Genomic DNA, 17932 nt, shown 5'->3' with positions numbered 1-17932 from the left:
GAGGGGGAGCTGCGGGCCCTACTCCTCGCCCGCCAGGGTCAGACGGCGCAGCTTCTGGCCGGCGTAGACGGTGGCCCCCACGGTGACGGCGACGAGCAGGATCACGGCTGTGCCGATGCCGACGGAGGAGTCGACGTACCCGGGACCGGCCACCCGCTCGGCCAGCGCGAGCGCCCACTGCTGGACGCTCAGGGTCTTGGCTCCGGCGACCAGGCTGCCGAAGAGCGACTCCCAGATCAGGGCGTAGACCAGACCGAAGACGACCGCGTGCCGGCTGACGGTGCCCAGCAGCAGGAAGAGCGCGCTGTAGGCGATCGAGGCCACGAGTGCGGCGACGGTGTAGGCGACGGCGATCTGCTGGCCGTTGCCGTTGAGGATGAACCCGGCGATCAGGGTGGGGATGGCGGAGAAGGCCATGGTGACCGCGATCGCGACGATCAGCTTGGTCATGATGATCGTGGGCCGCTTCACCGGCTTGGCGAGCAGGTAGACGATCGAGCCGTCGTCGATCTCCGGGCCGATGGCGCCCGTACCGGCGATGACACCGATCAGCGGGACCATGGTGGCGAGGGCGAAGCCGCCGAGCAGATCGGCGGCGGCCTTGTCGTCCACTCCGGTGAAGCCCCGGACGGCGATGGAGATGACGATCAGCAGCGCGGGCAGCGCGAAGAGGATCAGCGCGCGGCGGCGGCCGAGCAGGGCTCGGTAGGTGAGCCGGGCAACGGTGGGGTTGTACATCGGGTGCCAGCTCCTTTCAGGCCGCGACGAGGTAGGAGAAGACCGATTCGAGGGACTCGTCCGAGGGCGAGACCGTCGTCAGCCGGATGCCGTGTGCACGGGCGATCCGCGGAAGCAGCTCGGTGAAGCGTCCGAAGTCGACGGCCTGGATCCGCAGTGCGCCCTCCTTGAGGTCGACCTCGATCCCGGCGGTCGACGGGTCGGCGATCAGGGCCGCGGCGAGCGCCCGGTCGTCGGAGGAACGGACCAGGTAGCGGTGCGGGCGGTCCGTCATCAGGCGGCGGATCTTGCGGAAGTCGCCGGAAGCCGCGTGCCGTCCGGCAACGACCACCTCGATGTGCGAGGCCAGTTGCTCGACCTCCTCCAGGATGTGGGAGGAGAAGAGGACGGTGCGGCCTTCGTCGCCCATGCGCCGCAGCAGCTCCATGAGCTGCATGCGCTGGCGCGGGTCCATCCCGTTGAAGGGCTCGTCGAGCAGCAGCACGGACGGATCGTGGACGAGGGCCGAGGCCATCTTCACGCGCTGGCGCATGCCCTTGGAGTAGGTCGAGATCTTGCGGTCCTGGGCGGACTCCATCTCGACGGTGGCGAGTGCCCGCTGGGCGGCCGCGTCGTCGAGGCCGTGCAGTTCGGCGTTGGCGACGACGAACTCCCGGCCGGTGAGGAAGTCGTACATGGCCTCGCGCTCGGGCACGACGCCCACGTTCTTGTAGACCTGCTCGTTGCGCCAGATCGGCGCCCCGTCGAGGGTGACGGTGCCGGTCGAGGGGGCGAGGAAGCCGCCCATCATGTTGATGAGGGTGGACTTCCCGGCGCCGTTGGGGCCCAGCAGACCGGTCACACCGGGGGCGATGCGCATGGTCACGTCGTTCACGGCGACGACGTTCCCGAACCAACGGGAAGCGTGGTCGATGTCGATGATGCTCACAGCCCGGCCTTCCGGTAGCGGGCCATCAGCGCGGCGTAGGAGCCGACGATGAGGCCGAGTACGACCAGCAGATAGACGAAGCCGATACCGGCCGTGGGTCCTTCGCCGCCGGGGAAGGCGGAGGCGCCGCCGAGGAAGGCGGTCTGGATCCCGTCGATCAGGGTGACCGGGGAGAACAGGCCCATCCACTGGACGGCGTCGGCGGACCCGGTGTTGTAGGCGACGGCCTGCACGGTGGTGACGGCGCCGTAGGGGATGATCAGCAGTCCGATGACCGCGGCGACACCGAAGCCGCGGCGCGGGGTGAGCGCCGCCGCGACCAGTCCGAGGCCGGAGAAGAGCAGCGAAAGCAGCAGTACGCCCACGAGTCCCTGCCCGAATCCCTTCGCCTGGTGGGCGAAGTCGAACTTGGCCAGCAGCGCGCCGATGAACATGATCAGCAGCGGGATGGCGGTGAGGATGAAGAGGGCCGAGGCCATCGCCGCGTACTTGGCGAGGACGTAGTCGACGCGCTCGATGGGCCGCGAGAAGTACAGCGGGACCGTCTTGAAGCGCAGGTCCCGGGAGACCGACTGCGGGGCCTGGGAGGCGAGGTACAGCCCGATGATCACCTGGGTGGTGATGGCGTACGTCGTGTACTTGATCGGCAGGTCGGTGTTGCCCGGCACCGCGATCGCGACCGCGACCATGATCAGCGCCGGGATGCACATCACCCCGAAGAGGATCATCGGGAGGACCTTGGACTTGGCGGAGCGGCCGAGCCCGTAGGAACCGCGCAGCGACATCGAGTACAGCGAGGTGCGCGCGTAGGCGCGGCCGAGCCGCGAGCCCTCGTAGGACCGGTAGCCGATGTTGTGGATCTGGGTCGAGGTGTCAGGCGCCATCGGAACCGGCTCCCTTCTGCTGGTCGTGGTCGCGGAAGACCTCCGCGATGTGGTGGCGGCGCTGTTCCATGCGGACCAGACCGAGGCCGAGGTCCGCCACGATGTCGCGGATCCTGTCGTTGGTCTCCTCGCCGACGGCCTCGACGAGCAGGATGTGACCCGCGCCGGGCAGGCCCTGCTCCTCGGCCGCGTGGAGGGCGAGGCCCGCCTCGGTGAGCGCCTTGCGCAGCGCGGCGGTCCCGTCGGGGTGGGCGTCGGTGTCGGTGACCTCGACCGCGAGGGTCGCCGTGGTCTGGGTGAAGTCGCTGGTGGAACTGGAGCGCAGCAGCTTCCCGCCGTCGACGACCACCACGTGGTCGCAGGTCCGCTCCAGCTCTCCGAGGAGGTGGGAGGTGACCAGGACCGAGATCCCGAAGTCGGTGTGGACGCGGCGAATCAGGTCGAGCATCTCGTCGCGGCCGACCGGGTCGAGGCCGTTGGTGGGCTCGTCGAGGAGGACCAGCTGCGGGTCGTGGACCAGCGCCTGGGCCAGCTTGACGCGCTGCTTCATGCCGGTGGAGTACCCGCCGATGGGGCGGTAGCGCTCCTCGTAGAGCCCGACGTGGCGCAGCGTGTCAGCGGTCCGCTCGCGGGCCGCGGTCGGCGGCAGCCCGGACATGCGGGCCATGTGCACGACGAACTCGGTGGCCGAGACGTCGGGTGGCAGGCAGTCGTGTTCGGGCATGTAGCCGACGCGTTCACGGATGGCGTTGCCGTGCGTGGCGACATCGAGCCCGAGCACGGCGGCACGGCCCTCGGTGGCGGGGGACAGTCCCAGCAGAATCTTGATCAGCGTGGACTTGCCGGCTCCGTTGGCACCCACGAGGCCGGTTACGCCGGGCCCGATGTCCAGGGAGAGCCGGTCGAGGGCGGTCACTCGGGGGTACCGCTTGCTCAGGCTTTCGGTCGCGATGACAGTCACAGAACCGACGTTAGTGCGCGTGTCCCCGCGGAACGTCAGCCTTGGAGCGGGACCCCGTCTCCGCCTTCAGGAGTACGCGGCATGCCGGAAGACTGATGCGGCTGTCCACATCGCAGAACTTTTCCACAGGTCCGTGCACGGCCCTTGACGTGATCTCCAAGCATTGTCACATTCATCAGTGTCAAGTTACGGACGCGTACGGCTACACGGACGGACGGCTGGCATGGCAGGGGACACCAAGCAACGGGGCACCGGGCGGACCGCCGCCGGACGGGCCGCCGATCTCGACGGATTCAGGGAAGTGCAGCGCCTCTCGTACGCGTGCGCCGAGGCGGTCGCGGCGCAGCTGAGACCCGGGGTGACCGAGCGCGAGGCGGCGCGGATGCAGCGCGACTGGCTGCGCGAGCGCGGGGTGCGGGACTGGTTCCACATGCCCTTCGCCTGGTTCGGGGACCGCACGGCCTTCGTGAACTTCCGGATCCCGCTCCAGTTCTTCCCCACGAACCGGAAGCTGGAGCCGGGGATGCCGTTCATCCTCGACATGGCGCCCGTCTACAAGGGGTACACGGCCGACATCGGGTACTCCGGCTGTCTCGGGCTGAACCCCGTGCACGACCGGCTGCTCTCGGACCTGAAGGCGCACCGCGAGCTGATCCTGGAGCAGGTGCGCGCGCGCCGCTCGCTGCGCGACATCTACGAGGACGTCGAGCGGCTGATGATCCGGCAGGGGTACGCCAACCGGCACCGCGCCTATCCCTTCGGCGTGATCGCGCACAAGGTGGACCGGGTCGCCGAGCGGCGCTGGTCGCCGACCGCCTTCGGGTTCGGCACCCAGGCACTGAAGGGGCTGGCCTCCGACGCCCTGCACGGGCACCGGGAAGGATGGTCCCCGCTGTGGAGCCCGTACTCCTTCTCCGACCACCCGCCGCAGCCCGGCCTGTGGGCGGTGGAGCCGCATCTGGGTTTCCGCGGCACCGGCGCGAAGTTCGAGGAGATCCTGGTCGTCACCGACTCCCGGGACCCCGAGGAGAGCGCGTTCTGGCTCGATGACGATCTGCCGCACGTGCGGCGTTGGGCGGAGGAGATGGCGGCGTGAGCGAGATGCGACTGGCGGGAGCGCGGGAGCGCTGGGTGAGCACCGGCGGGGTCGAGCTGTGCGTCGTGGAACTGGGCGACGCCGAGCGGCCGACCGTGGTGCTGGTGCACGGGTACCCGGACAGCAAGGAGGTCTGGTCGGAGGTCGCCGAGCGCCTCGCGGAGCACTTCCACGTGGTGCTCTACGACGTGCGCGGGCACGGCAGGTCCACGGCCCCCGTGCCGCTGCGCGGCGGTTTCACGCTGGAGAAGCTGACGGACGACTTCCTGGCGGTGGCGGACGCCGTGAGCCCGGACCGGCCGGTGCACCTGGTCGGGCACGACTGGGGGTCCGTACAGGGCTGGGAATTCGCGACCGTACGGCGCACGGAGGGGCGGATCGCCTCCTTCACCTCGATGTCGGGGCCCTCCCTCGACCACTTCGGGCACTGGATCAAGAAGCGGATGACCCGGCCGACCCCGCGCCGGGCCGCGCAGCTGCTCGGCCAGGGGGCCAAGTCCTGGTACGTGTACATACTGCACACCCCGGTGCTCCCGGAGCTGGCCTGGCGCGGACCGCTGGGCAAGCGGTGGCCCAAGATGCTGGAGCGGCTGGAGGGCATCCCGGCTGGCGACTATCCGACGAAGTCGCTGCCCTCTGACGCGGCGCACGGCGCCTGGCTCTACCGGGACAACGTCCGGCCGCGGCTGCGCCGCCCGCGCGCCGACGCCTACGCGCACGTACCCGTCCAGCTGATCACCCCGACCGGGGACGCGTTCCTGTCCGAGCGGCTCTACGACGACCTGGAGCTGTGGGCCCCCGACCTGCTGCGCCGGACCCTGCCGGCGAAGCACTGGGTGCCGCGGACCCGCCCCGACCAGCTGGCCGCGTGGATCGGCGAGTTCGTCACCTCGCGGGAGGAGCCCGCGACCCGGGCGCCGGAGCGGAAGGCCCCGGGGAGGTACGCCGACCGGTTCGGCGGCCAGCTCGTCCTGGTCACCGGGGCGGCCAGCGGCATCGGGCGGGCCACGGCCTTCGCGTTCGCCGAGGCGGGCGCCCGCGTGGTGGCCGTGGACCGGGACGGCGAAGGGGCCTCCCGGACCGCCGAGATGGCCCGGCTGGTGGGCGCCCCGCAGGCCTGGGGCGAGTGCGTGGACGTCAGCGACGAGCAGCAGATGGAGAAGCTCGCGGCGAAGGTCGCCGCCGAGTACGGCATTGTGGACGTCCTGGTCAACAACGCCGGGATCGGGCTCTCCGGGCCGTTCCTGGAGACCAGCTCGGAGGACTGGAAGAAGGTCCTCGACGTCAACCTGTGGGGCGTCATCCATGGCTGCCGGATCTTCGGGAAGCAGATGGCGGACCGCGGCCAGGGCGGCCACATCGTCAACACCGCCTCCGCCGCGGCCTACCTGCCGACCAAGAGCCTGCCCGCCTACAGCACCTCGAAGGCGGCGGTGCTGATGCTGTCCGAGTGCCTGCGCGCCGAGCTGGCGGACCGGTCGATCGGCGTCTCGGCGATCTGCCCCGGCATCGTCAACACCAACATCACCGCCACCTCCCGGTTCACCGGGGTGGACGCGGCGGAGGAGAAGCGCCGCCAGCAGAAGTCCTCGCGGCTGTACGGGCTGCGCAACTTCCCGCCGGAGAAGGTCGCCGACGCGATCCTGCTGGCCGTGGTGAAGAACCAGGCGGTGGTGCCGGTGACGCCCGAGTCCAAGGGCGCGCTGTGGATGTCCCGCCTCGCCCCCGGGGCGCTGCGGGCCTTCGCGAAACTGGACCCGCTGTGAGCGGGGCGTACCGGATCCAGCCACGCCGGGTGGCCTTCGACTGGCGGACCACCCCGCTGCACTGGATACCGGACGAGCCCACCGCCACCCATGTGATCAATGTGCTGCACCTGCTGCTGCCCGCCGGGGAGCGGTGGTTCGTCAAGGTCTTCAAGGAGGGCCTGCCCCTGGTCACCGACCCCGTGCTGCGCCAGGAGGTCAAGGGGTTCATGGGCCAGGAGGCCACGCACAGCGTGCAGCACTCCTACGTACTGGACCACCTCACGGCGCAGCGGCTGCCGACCGCCGAATTCACCAAGTACGTCGACTTCCTCTTCGAGAAGCTGCTCGGCGAGACCCCGCCGTTCGGCGTGCCGCTGCCCGCGCAGGAGTGGCTGCGCTTCCGGCTCTCCCTGGTCGCCGCGATCGAGCAGTTCACGGCCGTGCTCGGCGACTGGGTGCTGCACGCCGAGGGGCTCGACCGGGCGGGCGCGGACGAGATCATGCTGGACCTGCTGCGCTGGCACGGGGCGGAGGAAGTGGAGCACCGCTCCGTCGCCTTCGACATGTACCAGCACTGCGGGGGGACCGGCGCGGCCCGGTACGCGCGCCGGGTCGAGGGCATGGTGGTGGTCGCCCCGGTGCTGGCCTGGCTGTGGGTGTGGGGGACGGCGTACCTCATACGCAACGACCCCGAACTCGCCGGTCGGCTGCGGTATTCGCTGCGCGCTCACAACCAGGCCGTGGCCAAGGGGCTGCTGCCGACCTGGAGAGAGCTGGGCGCGGCCATACCCCGCTACTTCCGGCGGTCGTACCATCCCTCGCAGGAGGGCTCGCTGCGCAGGGCGGTCGAGTACCTGACGACTTCGCCCGCCGCCCGCGCCGCGGCGGGCGCGGTCGGCCGAGCCGCCATGTCGTAGGGCCTGTCGTGGGCCCCTCGTAGGCCCGTCGTAGGCCCGTCGTAGGGAGTGGGATTGTCCGATCAGGCAGTAGCCGAGTACCGGATCGAGGATCTGGCGCACCACAGCGGGGCGACGGTGCGCACGATCCGGGCGTACCAGGACCGCGGTCTGCTGCCGAAGCCGGAGCGGCGCGGCCGGTCCAACGTGTACCGGGACACGCATCTGGCACGGCTGCGCCAGATCGCCGACCTGCTGGACCGCGGCTACACCCTGGCCTCCATCAAGGAGCTGCTGGAGGCCTGGGACGCCGGGCGCGGACTGGGCGGCGTACTCGGGCTGGTCGCCGAGGTGCACGGGCCGTGGACGGACGAGGAGGCGGCCCGGATCAGCCGGGCCGAGTTGAACGAACGGTTCGGCGGCACGCCGGACGACGCGGCGGTGGACGAGGCCTGCGAGCTGGGTGTCCTGGAGCGGATCCCGGGGCGGGCGGACGAGTTCCTCGTCCCCTCGCCCCAGGAGCTGGCGGTGGCCGCCGAGCTGTATGCGGCCGGGGTGCCGCTCGCGGCGATCACCGGGCACCTGCGGGAGCTGCGCGGCCAGGTGGAGCACATCGCCTCGCGCTTCCTGGAGTTCACCACCGAGCACGTCTTCGCCCGCTACCTCGGCCACCACACCGAGGCGACCGCCGCGATCGACCCCGCGTGCGCGGTGGAGCTGACCCTGACGGACGCGGCGGCGACCGCCGCGGCCGCCATGGTGCGCAGGCTGCGGCCGCTGGCCCAGCAGACGGTGGACGCCGAGCTGGCCCGGGCCATGCGGCTGTTCGCGACCCGGCACCTGCAGCGGCACCTGGGAGCGGTCGGCCCGCAGCAGCCGCCGGGTCCGGCTCCGGTGGTGCTGCCGGCCGAGACCGTACGGGCGGTACAGGACCTGGTCGGGGCCGAGCACGTGGCGGCCTTCGTCCGGGCCGCCACGGAGCGGGAGTTGCAGGCGCGGACGATGAACGAGCTGGCGCGGCGCGGCGGTTAGTTTCCACAGGGGGGTCACCCGTTTGCCGACAAAACCCACCGAATCGGCTGTGGACAAGTGGGTCTTTCCTGTGGACATCCCCGATCCCCGTCGATGGCAGGCCGGTTGGGGCGGGAGGTCAGCCGGCGCGCGCGTAATCCGGGTCGGTTCCGGCGCCCACGCTCTTGGGCGTCACCACGAGCACCGCGTCGGCACCGCCAACCGCCGGGCGGCGGCCGTACAGCAGGGCCGCGAGGGCCAGGCCGAGGACCCCGCCGACCAACTGCGCCCCGACGAACCCGGGCAGCGACTGCGGCGCGATCCCGGTGAAGGAGTCGCTGAAGGCGCGCCCGACGGTTCCGGCCGGGTTGGCGAAGGAGCCCGAGGAGGTGAACCAGATCGCGGCGGCGATGTACGCGGCCACCGCGGCCGGGATCAGCCTCGGCCGCCCGATCCGCCCGAGCCCCTGGATGACGAGGACCAGCCCCGCGGTGGCGACGACCTCGCCGACCAGCAGGTGTCCGCCGCCCCGGACCTGGGTGGCGAAGGTGCCCGGCACCCGCCCGAACATCGTTTCGGCCAGCACCGCCCCGCCGATGGCGCCCGCGGTCTGGGCCGCGGTGTAGACGAGCGCCTCGCGCCCGTCCAGGCCCTCACCCCCGCCGCGCCGCGCCCACCAGGAGGTGAGGCTGACGACGGGGTTGAGGTGCGCCCCGGACAGCGGCCCCAGCAGGGTGATGATCAGACCGAGGCCGATCGCCGAAGCCAGGGAGTTGGCGACGAGGGCCACGCCGGCGTCCCGGCTCAGGGCCGCGGCCTGTATTCCGGATCCGATGACGACGACGAGGAGCCCGCAGGTTCCTATGAGTTCGGCGGCCGCGCGGCGTGGCAGAGAGGCCACGGCCAGGGCCGTGACGGGTGCGGTGATCGCTGGTGCGGCAATCGCTGGTGCGGTCATGGTTTCTCCCCCAGGTCGGAGTGCAACGGAAAAAGTATTCCGTATACCGAAAGCACGGAAGGGGGGTCTCATCAAGATCCAAGGGAACGTAAAGCCTTTGGCATGCCGTCCTCCACCGGGCAACCTGGCCTCCATGGACGAGAAACGCACCGTGAAGGTGTCCAAATACGTCTCGAAACACCTGCGACATCAGCCGGAACGGATCGGACTGGTGCTCGATGCCCACGGCTGGGTGGAGATCGACGACCTCCTGCGCGCGGCCGCGGACCACCGCTTCCCCATCACCCGGGCCGAACTCGACCACGTCGTCGCCGCCAACGACAAACAGCGCTTCGCCGTGGCCGGCACCCGCATCCGGGCCAATCAGGGCCACACCGTCGACGTCGACCTGGACCTCCCCGAGGCCGAACCGCCCGCGTACCTCTACCACGGCACCGTCGCCGCCGCCCTCGGCGCGATCCGCGCCGAGGGCCTGCGCCCCATGCGGCGCCACCACGTCCACCTGTCCCCCGACCGGGAGACCGCCACCCGGGTGGGCGCGCGGCGCGGCCGACCGGTCGTGCTCAGCGTGGACGCGGGCGCGATGCGGGCGGCCGGGCACGTGTTCCGGATCAGCGCGAACGGCGTGTGGCTGGTGGACTCCGTACCGCCGGAATTCCTGCGCCTGCCGTAGCCCCTGGCTCCTGCTGTGCGGAGGCGCGAACGGGGACGCGAACGGGGACGCGAACGGGGACGGGGAGGCCGTGGCGGAGGCGGCCCGGCTCGCCCTGGACAGCGCGCACTGGTTCGATCTGGCCGGCCTCACCGAGGCGGGCGGGGCGCGGGCCCGGCTGCTGCTCGCCCGCGCCTACGCGGCGGGCCAGCGCACGGCCGAAGCGGTGGAGGTGCTCCAGTCCGCGCTCGCGGACCTCGCGGGGCACGGGGAGCACCCGGAGGTACAGGCCCGGGAACTCCTCGGTGACCTGCTGGCCGATCTGCACGACCCGGCGGGGGCGGCCGAGCAGTACCTGCTGGCCGCCGATGTCACCAAGGGCTGGGAGGATCCCCGGCCCCACGCGCACCTCGCGCACTCGGCGGCCGGCGCCCTGTCCCTCGCCGACCGGCCGGCGGACGCGGGTCGCCGCCTACGAACGGGCACTGGAACTGCGCCGGGCGATCGGCGAAGACCCGGTGTCCGAGGTCCGGATACTGCGCTCGCTGGCCTGGCTGACGGTGCGCGACCGGACCCAGGGCGCGTCTCGGAGCGGTTCCTGTGCCTGCGGGCCGCCACCGGAACCGACCGGGAGCTGGGCCGCACGGACCGTGCCACGGCCCGGCTGACGGCCTTCGTCGAGGAGCTGCGCGCCCTGCCCCAAGGGGCGGCGCCCGACTGGCTGCTGCCCCAGGCCGAGAAGGCGCTGAGCCGGCTGACCGCCTGAGCACGGTCGGGGCAGGGCGGCGAACCGCCCTGCCCCGGCCCGCGTCACGCCAGCTGCGCGAGTCCCTCGGTGGCGATCTTCTCGAACACGTCCTGGTCAGCGGCGAAGTCCGAGTCCGGGATCGGCGCGTGGATCACCAGCTCACTGAAGCCCAGCTCGCTGTGGCGTCCGACGAAGTCGACGAACGCGTCGAGCGAGCGCAGCATCGTGTTCGCCTCCGGGGTGAACCCGGTCAGCAGGATCTTCCCGACCGTCTCCGGGTCACGGCCGATCTCGGCGCACGCCTTGCCCAGCTTCTCGATCTGGCCGCGGAGCGCCTCGACCGACTGCTCCGGGGTGCCCGCCTCGAACAGCTTCGGGTCGCCCGTGGTCACCCAGGCCTGGCCGTGCCGGGCGGTCAGCTTCAGCCCGCGCGGTCCGGTCGCGGCCACCGCGAACGGCAGCCGGGGCCGCTGGACGCAGCCGGGAATGTTGCGGGCCTGGTCAGCGGAGTAGAAGGTGCCCTCGTGCGTCACCGCTTCGTCGGTCAGCAGCCGGTCGAGCAACGGCACGAACTCGGCGAACCGGTCGGCCCGCTCGCGCGGGGTCCAGGCCTCCTGCCCGAGCGCGGTCGCGTCGAAGCCGTTGCCCCCCGCCCCGATGCCGAGAGTGATCCGGCCGCCGGAGATGTCGTCCAGCGACATCAGGTCCTTGGCGAGGGTCACCGGGTGCCGGAAGTTCGGCGAGGTCACGAGCGTGCCCAGGCGCATCCGCTCGGTCGCGGCGGCCGCGGCGGTCAGGGTGGGCACCGCACCGAACCACGGGCCGTCCCGGAAGGTCCGCCAGGACAGGTGGTCGTAGGTGTAGGCGGTGTGGAAGCCGAGTTCCTCGGCTCGCAGCCACTGATCGCGGCCGCCTTCGTGCCAGCGGCGTACCGGGAGAATCACAGTGCTCAGACGCAGACTCATGGCTCAGAGCCTACGGTGACCCGGCCGACGGGACTGGTCCGGCCAGGCCGGCCCATGGGCGAAGATGGAGCCGTGACCTCGGCTCCCCAGCGCCCGGACGGGCCCGCACCCACCCCCCGCCTCATCGCCACCGACCTCGACGGCACCCTGCTGCGCGACGACAAGTCGGTGTCCGACCGCACGGTCGCCGCGCTCGCGGCCGCCGAGGAGGCCGGGATCGAGGTCTTCTTCGTCACCGGCCGTCCGGCCCGCTGGATGGACGTCGTCGCCGAACACGTGCACGGACACGGCCTCGCCATCTGCGCGAACGGCGCCGCCGTGGTCGATCTGCACGCCGGGCGGGAGTTCGTCCAGGTCCGTGAGCTGCCCCGGACCGACGCGCTGGCCGTCGTGCACGCCCTGCGCGCCGCCGCCCCCGGCAGCTCGTTCGCCGTCGAGCTGACCACCGGCATCCACTACGAGCCCACCTACCCCCCGTTCTTCCAGGACCCGGGTGCCACGGTGGCCACCGCCGAGAAGCTGCTGTACGCGGACCCGTCCACGGCGGCCGCGCCCGTCCTCAAGCTGCTCGCCCACCACCCCGAGCTGTCGCCGGACGCCTTCCTGACCCTGGCGCGCGCCGTCGCCGGGGAGCACGGCTCGATCACGCGCTCCAGCCCGACCGCCCTCCTGGAGGTCAGCGGCCTCGGCGTGTCCAAGGCCAGCACCCTGGAGCGCTGCTGCGCCGAACGCGGCATCTCGCCCGCCGAGGTCGTCGCCTTCGGGGACATGCCCAACGACGTGGAGATGCTGAGCTGGGCGGGCACCTCGTACGCGATGGGCAACGCCCACCCCGCCGTGATCGAGGCCGCGTCGGGACGTACGGTCGCCAACAACGAGGACGGGGTCGCCCTCGTCATCGAGCAGATCCTGGCCGACCGGAAGGAAGCGGACCGGAAGGAAGCGGACCGGAAGGAGAGGGCGAACTAGAGGGGCGCCTCCCACACCAGGGTGGTCCCGCCGCCGTCCTCCCCAAGGCCCGGGCCGTACGAGCTGGACCCGCCCAGCGACTCCGCCCGGCGCCGCAGGTTCCGCAGCCCGCTGCGCCGACCGCCCTCGGGGATGCCCACTCCGTCGTCCGCGACCTCCAGCCGGACGCCCGGCCGCCCGTCCGCCAGCGTGACCGTCGAGTCCACCACCACCTCGATCCGGCCCGCCTCAGAGTGCCGGAACGCGTTGGACAGCGCCTCGCGCAGCGCGGCGATCAGGTTCTTGCCGACCAGTTCGCCGACCACCGCGTCGATCGGCCCGAGGAAGCGGTGCGCGGGCTTGAAGCCCAGCGGTACAGCCGCCATGTTGATCTCGCGCAGCACCCGCGTGCGCAGCCCCGAGGGCGCCTCCGCCGGGCCCTGCTGGAGGGCGAAGATCGCGGTCCGGATCTCCTGGATCGTCACGTCCAGCTCGTCGACGGCCTTGCCGACCCCGTCACGCACCTCGGGGACGATGGAGCGGCGCTGGGCGCCCTCCAGCATCATTCCGGTGGCGAACAGCCGCTGGATGACCAGGTCGTGCAGGTCACGGGCGATCCGGTCGCGGTCCTCGAACACCGCGAGGCGTTCCCGGTCCCGCTGGGCCTCGGCCATCATCAGCGCGAGCGCCGCCTGTGAGGCGAACTGCGTGGCCAGGGTCCGCTCGGCCTCGCTGAACGGCCGCTTCCCGCGCCCCCGGGGCGTCACGAGCGCGCCCAGCACCCGCCCGCCGCTGTGCAGCGGGAGCATCATGCAGGGCCCGTACTGGCTGGTCAGACGCCCTATCATCCGGGGGTCCGAAGACGCGTCGTCCACGAACACCGGCTCGCCGTGCAGGAGCTTGTCCACCACGGGGCTCTCGCCCGGGATCAGTACGCCGAGCGAGGTGCCCGGGTTGTCGGCGGAGACCGCCACGATCTCCATCCCGCCCTCCTCGGAGGGCAGCATCACGATCCCGGCCGCCGAGTCCGCCAGACGGCGGGCCTGTTCCGCGACGACGGCGAGCGCGTCGTCGGCGTCCCCGCCCGACAGGAGCGCGGTGGTGACGGCCACCGAGCCGTCGATCCAGCGTTCGCGCTGGGTGGCCGCCTCGTACAGGCGGGCGTTGCCGATCGCGATGCCCGCCTCGGTCGCCAGCACCCGAACCATGTGGACGTCGTAGTCGTTGAACTCGCCGCCGCCGTGCTTCTCGGCGAGGTACAGATTGCCGAAGATCTCGCCCTGCACCCGGATCGGTACGCCGAGGAAGGTCTTCATCGGCGGGTGGCCCGCCGGGAACCCGGCCGAGCGCGGGTCCCTGGAGAGATCGGCGAGCCGGACCGTGTCCGGGTCCTTGATCAGCGCGCCGAGCAGGCCGCGCTTGCCGTCGGGGCGGTGCCCGATGCGCCGGGCCGTCTCGGTGTCGATGCCGTAGGTGACGAAATCGGAGAGCCCGCGGCCCTCCGTGTCCACGACGCCGATCGCCGCGTAGCGGGCGTCGGCCAGCTCCGCGGCGGTCTCGCAGATGCGGTCCAGCGTGGAGTGCAGTTCGAGGCCGGTGCCGACCGACCGCATCGCCTCCAGCAGCTGCGGTACACGGGCGGTGAGCTCGGTGGACAGCCCCTGCAGACTCCGGGTGGCCCGGGTGGCGGCCTCCAACGGGTCCGGCGATTCCTGCGACTCCTGCACTGACATGCCCTTGAGACTAGTTAGTCCCTTTTGCTGGGGAAAGTCGGGACCGGCCTTCTCCCCTCGGGATCAGGCCGTTTCCAGGCGCCCGGCTCCGGCCAGGTCTCCTTCCCGCTCCCGCTCGACCATCCGCCGCAGCGGCCCCTCGACGGCGGCGAGCTCGGCGTACGGACCGCGCTGCACCACCCGGCCGCCGTCCAGTACGAGGATCTCGTCCACCGCGTCGAGCCCGGCCAGCCGGTGCGTGATCAGCACCGTGGTCCGCCCCTCGGTCGCGCTCAGCAGGTCCTCGGTCAGCGCGTCCGCGGTGGCCACGTCCAGGTGCTCGGCCGGCTCGTCCAGCACCAGGACGGGGAAGTCGGCCAGCAGCGCCCGTGCCAGGGCCAGCCGCTGCCGCTGACCGCCGGAGATCCGTTCGCCGTGCTCACCGACGAGCGTGTCCAGCCCGTCGGGCAGCCCGTCCGCCCACTCCAGCAACCGGGCGGCCGCGAGCGCCGCGCGCAGCTCCGCCTCGCTCGCCCCGGTCCGCGCCAGGCGCAGGTTCTCCCGCACCGAGCTGTCGAAGAGGTGCGCGTCCTGCGCGCACAGGCCCACGAACCGGCGCACGTCGTCCCCGTCCAGGGTCCGTACGTCGACCCCCGCGACGGTGTAGGAGCCCTCGCCCACGTCCAGGAACCGCAGGAGCACCTGCGCCAGCGTGGTCTTCCCCGCGCCGGAGAGCCCCACGACCGCGATCCGGCGGCCCGCTTCGAGGGTCAGGTCGACCTCCCGCAGCGCATCCCGCTCCTGCCCGGGGTGACGGGCGGCGAGCCCGGTCAGCCGCAGCGGGAAGGGGGAGACGGGCGCGTCGCCCGGCCGCTCCGGCTCGGCGACCGGCGCCGGAGCGTCGATGACCTCGTAGACGCGCTCGGCGCTGCGCCGGACCCGCTGGCGGTACTGGACGGCCAGCGGCAGCCCGTTGACCGCTTCGAAAGCGGCGAGCGGGGTGAGCACGGCGACGGCCATCGCCACCCCGCCGAGCCGCCCGTCGGCCACCGCGCCCGCGGCGACGGCGGCGGCCGCCACCACGGTCAGACCACAGATCAGGGAGGAGAGCCCGCTGCCGATCCCGGTGGCCACGGCCCCGCGGGCGGCGATCCGGGTGAGGACCCCGTCGCTCTCCCGCGCCCGTTCCTTGCGTCCGTCCAGCGCCCCGGCGACGGTCAGCTCGGCGGTCCCGGAGAGCAGATCCGCCACCCGGGTGGCCAGCTCACCCCGCGCGGGCGCGAGCCTGCGCTCGGCCCGCCGCGCACAGGCCCCGCTGATGAGCGGTACGCCGATCCCCGCGGCGAGCAGCCCCACGGCGAGCACGGCCCCGGCCTCCGGAAGCAGCCAGGCGGTGAAGCCGACCGAGCCCAGCCCGACGAGCACGGCGGTACCGACCGGCAGCAGCCAGCGCAGCCAGTAGTCCTGCAGCGCGTCGGCGTCGGCCACCAGGCGGGTCAGCAGATCACCGCGGCGCCGCTCGCGCAGTCCGCCGGGCGCGATGCGCTCCAGCCGCCGGAACACGGCGACGCGCAGCTCCGCGAGCATCCGCAGCACCGCGTCGTGGGAGACCAGCCGCTCCGCGTAGCGGAAGACGGCGCGGCCCATCCCGAAGGCCCGGGTCGCGGTGACGGCCACCATCAGATAGAGCACGGGAGGGTGTTCGGAGGCCCGGGAGATCAGCCAGCCGGACACCGCCATCAGGCCGACTCCGCACCCGACGGCCAGCGCCCCGAGCAGCAGCCCGAGCCGGAACCGGCCCTGCCACCGCGCGGCGGCGGCCCGGACCCGCGCGAGCGGGTGGCCGGTGGTGGCGCCGCCGGCCACGGGAACGGGTGCCCCCGGCCCGGCGGCCCCGCCGCTCTCGTCGACCTCGCCCAGGATCCATCCACCGGGTTCACTGTGCGGCCCGGCCGCCACGTCGGGGACGGCGCCCGGCGCGGGGCCCGTGGCCGGGGTGCGCGCCGCGGCCCCGGTCCCCACGGCCACCACCCGGTCCGCCACCGCCAGCAGCGCCGGCCGGTGCACCACGAGCAGCACCGTCCGACCGGCGGCCAGCCGCCGTACAGCGTCCACCACCGCGGCCTCGGTCTCCCCGTCCAGCGCGGCCGTCGGCTCGTCCAGCAGCAGCACCGGCCGGTCCGCCAGGAACGCCCGGGCGAGCGCGAGCCGCTGACGCTGTCCGGCCGACAGGCCCACCCCGCCCTCGCCCAGCGCGGTCCGCGCCCCGCCCGGCAGCGCGGCGACGAACTCCTCGGCCCCCGCGTCCCGCAGCGCCCGCGCGACCTCTTCGTCCGAGGCCTCCGGACGGGCCAGCCGTACGTTCTCCGCGATGGTCCCCGCGAACAGGTGCGGGCGCTGCGGCACCCACGCGATCCGCTCGCGCCACTGCTCCAGGGACAGCTCGGCCAGGTCGACGCCCCCGATCCGCACCCGCCCCCCGGTCGGCGCCACGAACCCGAGCAGCACCTGGAGGAGGGTGGACTTGCCCACCCCGCTGGGACCGGTGAGCGCGACGCACTCCCCCGGCGCGACCGTCAGCGAGACCGGCCCGGGCGAGGACTCGGCGCGGCCCTCGTAGCGGACCTCGACGCCCTCGAAGCTCAGCTCCGCGGCGGCGGCGGGCGGTACGGCGGCCGTACCGCCCGCGGCGGTCACCGGTGTCTCCAGGACCTCGAAGATCTCTTCCGCGGCCGCCAGCCCCTCGGCGGCCGCGTGGTACTGCGCCCCGACCTGCCGCAGCGGCAGGTACGCCTCGGGCGCCAGGATCAGGATGACCAGACCCGTGTACAGGTCGAGGTCACCGTGCACGAGCCGCATGCCGATGGTCACGGCGACCAGCGCCACCGACAGGGTGGCGAGCAGCTCCAGTGCGAAGGACGAGAGGAAGGCGATGCGCAGCGTGCGCATCGTGGCCCGCCGGTAGTCGTCGGTGATGGTCCGGATGGACTCGGCCTGGGCCTTGGCCCGGCCGAAGACCTTGAGCGTCGGCAGGCCCGCGACCACGTCGAGGAAGTGGCCCGAGAGCCGGGACAGCAGCCGCCACTGGCGGTCCATCCGGGACTGGGTGGCCCACCCGATGAGGATCATGAAGACCGGGATCAGCGGCAGCGTGACCACGATGATGGCCGCCGATACCCAGTCCTCCGTGACGATCCGGGCGAGCACCGCCACCGGCACCACGACCGCGAGCCCGAGCTGCGGCAGGTACCGGGAGAAGTAGTCGTCGAGCGCGTCCACGCCCCGGGTGGCCAGGGCCACCAGGGAACCCGTCCGCTGGCCGCTGAGCCAGGACGGGCCCAGGTCCGCGGCCCGTTCCAGCAGTCGGCCGCGCAGCTCCGACTTGACCGCGGCACTGGCCCGGTGGGCGGCCAGCTCGGTGAGCCAGGCGACCAGGGCCCGGCCCAGGGCCACCGCCGCGAGGAGCAGCAGCGGCGTCCGCAGGGCCTGACCGCCCCGACCGTCCTCGAAGGCACCGACCACGATCTCGGCGATCAGCATCGCCTGGCCGACGACCAGCCCCGCTCCGGCGAGTCCCAGGGCCACCACCGCCCCCAGGAAGAGGCGGGTGGAGCGGGCGTACCGGAGTAGGCGCGGGTCGATCGGTTTCACGTGAAACATCCCCCAAGGCAGGGTCAGACAGGAGGG

The 17932-nt window shown here is 72.5% G+C and carries 15 protein-coding genes; 7 read left to right on the top strand and 8 right to left on the bottom strand.

Translation table 11 applies throughout. The features are described 5' to 3' along the window. Positions 1-18 precede the first annotated feature (18 nt). The 4 genes from OHS33_RS18575 to OHS33_RS18560 are packed head-to-tail and all read right to left on the bottom strand — an operon-like array spanning position 19 to position 3511. Positions 19-738: an ABC transporter permease gene (locus OHS33_RS18575; RefSeq protein ID WP_330331545.1), complete on the bottom strand. Its 720-nt coding sequence runs from the start codon at positions 736-738 to the stop codon at positions 19-21. Positions 739-754: 16 nt separating this feature from the next. Continuing rightward, complete coding sequence (locus OHS33_RS18570; RefSeq protein ID WP_330331544.1) at positions 755-1666, bottom strand: ABC transporter ATP-binding protein; 912 nt, start codon at positions 1664-1666, stop codon at positions 755-757. Beyond that, a complete protein-coding gene (locus tag OHS33_RS18565) occupies positions 1663-2550 on the bottom strand; it encodes an ABC transporter permease subunit (protein WP_330331543.1) in 888 nt (295 codons plus the stop codon). The genes OHS33_RS18570 and OHS33_RS18565 overlap by 4 nt, the downstream gene beginning before the upstream one ends. Further along, on the bottom strand, positions 2540-3511 hold the full coding sequence (locus OHS33_RS18560) for an ABC transporter ATP-binding protein (protein ID WP_330331542.1): 972 nt from the start codon (positions 3509-3511) through the stop codon (positions 2540-2542). The genes OHS33_RS18565 and OHS33_RS18560 overlap by 11 nt, the downstream gene beginning before the upstream one ends. Before the next feature lie 223 nt (positions 3512-3734). Here OHS33_RS18560 and OHS33_RS18555 point away from each other — a divergent pair, with 223 nt between their 5' ends. From OHS33_RS18555 to OHS33_RS18540, 4 genes are read left to right on the top strand one after another with little or no spacing between them, the layout of a single operon-like run. Then, positions 3735-4607, top strand: coding sequence for a M24 family metallopeptidase (locus OHS33_RS18555; RefSeq protein ID WP_330331541.1), 873 nt, complete (start codon positions 3735-3737; stop codon positions 4605-4607). 5 nt (positions 4608-4612) lie between these two features. Then, positions 4613-6373: an SDR family oxidoreductase gene (locus OHS33_RS18550; protein WP_330335094.1), complete on the top strand. Its 1761-nt coding sequence runs from the start codon at positions 4613-4615 to the stop codon at positions 6371-6373. Beyond that, a complete protein-coding gene (locus OHS33_RS18545) occupies positions 6370-7272 on the top strand; it encodes a metal-dependent hydrolase (RefSeq protein WP_330331540.1) in 903 nt (300 codons plus the stop codon). The genes OHS33_RS18550 and OHS33_RS18545 overlap by 4 nt, the downstream gene beginning before the upstream one ends. Before the next feature lie 54 nt (positions 7273-7326). Beyond that, a complete protein-coding gene (locus OHS33_RS18540) occupies positions 7327-8283 on the top strand; it encodes a MerR family transcriptional regulator (RefSeq protein ID WP_330331539.1) in 957 nt (318 codons plus the stop codon). A gap of 118 nt (positions 8284-8401) precedes the next feature. Here OHS33_RS18540 and OHS33_RS18535 read toward each other — a convergent pair whose 3' ends face one another. Next, positions 8402-9220 (bottom strand): aquaporin, encoded by an 819-nt coding sequence (locus tag OHS33_RS18535; protein WP_330331538.1) that lies wholly within the window; start codon positions 9218-9220, stop codon positions 8402-8404. A gap of 133 nt (positions 9221-9353) precedes the next feature. Between OHS33_RS18535 and OHS33_RS18530 the strand changes: the two genes are divergently transcribed. Both OHS33_RS18530 and OHS33_RS18525 read left to right on the top strand, forming a co-directional pair. After that, on the top strand, positions 9354-9893 hold the full coding sequence (locus OHS33_RS18530; protein WP_330331537.1) for an RNA 2'-phosphotransferase: 540 nt from the start codon (positions 9354-9356) through the stop codon (positions 9891-9893). A 70-nt stretch (positions 9894-9963) separates the two neighbouring features. Further along, positions 9964-10638 (top strand): hypothetical protein, encoded by a 675-nt coding sequence (locus OHS33_RS18525; RefSeq protein ID WP_330331536.1) that lies wholly within the window; start codon positions 9964-9966, stop codon positions 10636-10638. A 44-nt stretch (positions 10639-10682) separates the two neighbouring features. On the opposite strand, the gene OHS33_RS18520 is transcribed toward OHS33_RS18525, so the two are convergent. Beyond that, positions 10683-11585, bottom strand: coding sequence for an LLM class flavin-dependent oxidoreductase (locus OHS33_RS18520; RefSeq protein WP_330331535.1), 903 nt, complete (start codon positions 11583-11585; stop codon positions 10683-10685). A 54-nt stretch (positions 11586-11639) separates the two neighbouring features. Here OHS33_RS18520 and OHS33_RS18515 point away from each other — a divergent pair, with 54 nt between their 5' ends. Continuing rightward, entirely contained in the window at positions 11640-12554 is a 915-nt protein-coding gene (locus tag OHS33_RS18515) for a Cof-type HAD-IIB family hydrolase (protein WP_330331534.1), read from the top strand. Here OHS33_RS18515 and OHS33_RS18510 read toward each other — a convergent pair. Both OHS33_RS18510 and cydD read right to left on the bottom strand, forming a co-directional pair. After that, positions 12551-14266, bottom strand: a complete 1716-nt coding sequence (locus tag OHS33_RS18510) for a sensor histidine kinase (protein WP_330331533.1) — start codon at positions 14264-14266, stop codon at positions 12551-12553. The genes OHS33_RS18515 and OHS33_RS18510 overlap by 4 nt on opposite strands. A gap of 63 nt (positions 14267-14329) precedes the next feature. Then, the gene (gene cydD / locus OHS33_RS18505; protein WP_330331532.1) at positions 14330-17896 is read right to left on the bottom strand and encodes a thiol reductant ABC exporter subunit CydD; all 3567 of its coding nucleotides are present in this window, start codon (positions 17894-17896) and stop codon (positions 14330-14332) included. Positions 17897-17932 lie beyond the last annotated feature (36 nt).

Source organism: Streptomyces sp. NBC_00536, assembly GCF_036346295.1.
Lineage (GTDB): Bacteria > Actinomycetota > Actinomycetes > Streptomycetales > Streptomycetaceae > Streptomyces.
The sequence above is the reverse complement of the archived record's forward strand: the minus strand, read 5'-3'. Positions and strand labels throughout refer to the sequence as shown.